This is a genomic window from Pseudovibrio sp. POLY-S9, from assembly GCF_001431305.1.
GTDB lineage: Bacteria > Pseudomonadota > Alphaproteobacteria > Rhizobiales > Stappiaceae > Pseudovibrio.
The window spans coordinates 18,701-19,989 of sequence record NZ_LCWX01000164.1; the positions used below are offsets into that span (position 1 = coordinate 18,701).

The following is a 1,289-nucleotide window of genomic DNA, read 5'->3' on the forward strand; positions in this document are numbered from 1 at the left end:
AAAGCAGATTGATTATAGGTGCGCTCACGTAAGCGCGACTTGTGGAGAGGAACTGGAATAAGAAAACTCTCCGAAACGACAAGTTCTGCCGCTGCATTGAGCATGCACCTGGCAAGAAACTTCGATAACCGGATCTCTCCATAAAACTTAAACCGCTTCACCAGCTCGCGCGCGGGCCCGTTGTAGAGGGCTGCGGCCCGGGCTCGGTCATAATCAGGCGGATTAACAAGAGCAGCAGCGCTCCAGGCGTTCGGTCTCAATTCATAATGCAGAGGAACACCAAGCCGCTCACAATAAGGCGCCGATATCAGTTCCAGTGTCTGCCAACAAGGCAGACACAAACCACCTTCACCTTGAACCAAATGGTTACAAATCGGACAGCTATGAGGAAACAGAGCATCCAGAGCAAAGTTCAGTCCGCGCCTTAGATGAGAGGCCACCTTCATATCAAGAAAGCTGAGTTTAAGAGGTTGCTCAGCTCTATCCACTGCATCAGGCAACCACTCCAGAGAAGAAAACTTGTCGCTCATCTGTGCTCACCGTATATATCTGCAGAAGAATTAAGCTAACAAAGCCTCCGTCGAACATCACTCCATGTTCAATGGGGTTATAATTTCCAATAGTGCACACACAGCACAGTCTGGCCAAAGGCGCCCTCATGAGCGAACACACTCTCTTTGATCGTAAACTCATTGCACAACGTCGCATGACTGCATTGAAGAGAGCGCAAGAAGGCGCTGATTTCCTGATGAAGGCAGCTGCCGCAGATTTGCAAGATCGTCTGGAATTCATCAGCAGAGAGTTTGACTGCGGAGTAGATCTCGGCGGTCACACTGGCCACATCTTTGAAGCACTAAAGACGTCAGGAAAAGTCAAACACCTGCTGCGAGCCGATCTGTTCGGTGCAGACCCAAACCTTTCTGAGCCTGATTTGATTGTAGATGACGCCGTCCTGCCTTTCACACCGGAAAGCCTGGACCTGATTGTATCTTCACTTAACTTGCAGATGCTCGACGATCTTCCAGGAACACTCGTCCAGATCAAACGTGCCTTAAAACCAGATGGCCTTTTCCTCGGCCTCTTATTAGGAACTGATACCCTTGCGGAGTTAAGAGACTGTCTGATGCGCGCCGAGATGGAAGTTAGTGAAGGCGTATCACCACGCGTTATCCCATTTGCAGATACCAGAGATCTTGGCGGCCTTCTCCAACGCGCAGGTTTCGCACTCCCAGTAACCGACATAGATCGGCTAACCGTCAGATATGACACCATGTTTGACTTGATCAGAG

General features: G+C 50.0%; 2 protein-coding genes. One reads left to right on the forward strand and one right to left on the reverse strand.

Going from position 1 to position 1,289, the window contains the following annotated elements; genetic code table 11:
- Positions 1–530, reverse strand: a 530-nt coding sequence (locus PPL9_RS33340) for a double zinc ribbon domain-containing protein (RefSeq protein ID WP_161831318.1), incomplete at its 3' end; no start/stop codon positions are given.
- Positions 531–658: 128 nt separating this feature from the next.
- Between PPL9_RS33340 and PPL9_RS33345 the strand changes: the two genes are divergently transcribed.
- The coding region (locus PPL9_RS33345) for a methyltransferase domain-containing protein (protein WP_208989389.1) at positions 659–1,289 on the forward strand (631 nt) is incomplete at its 3' end.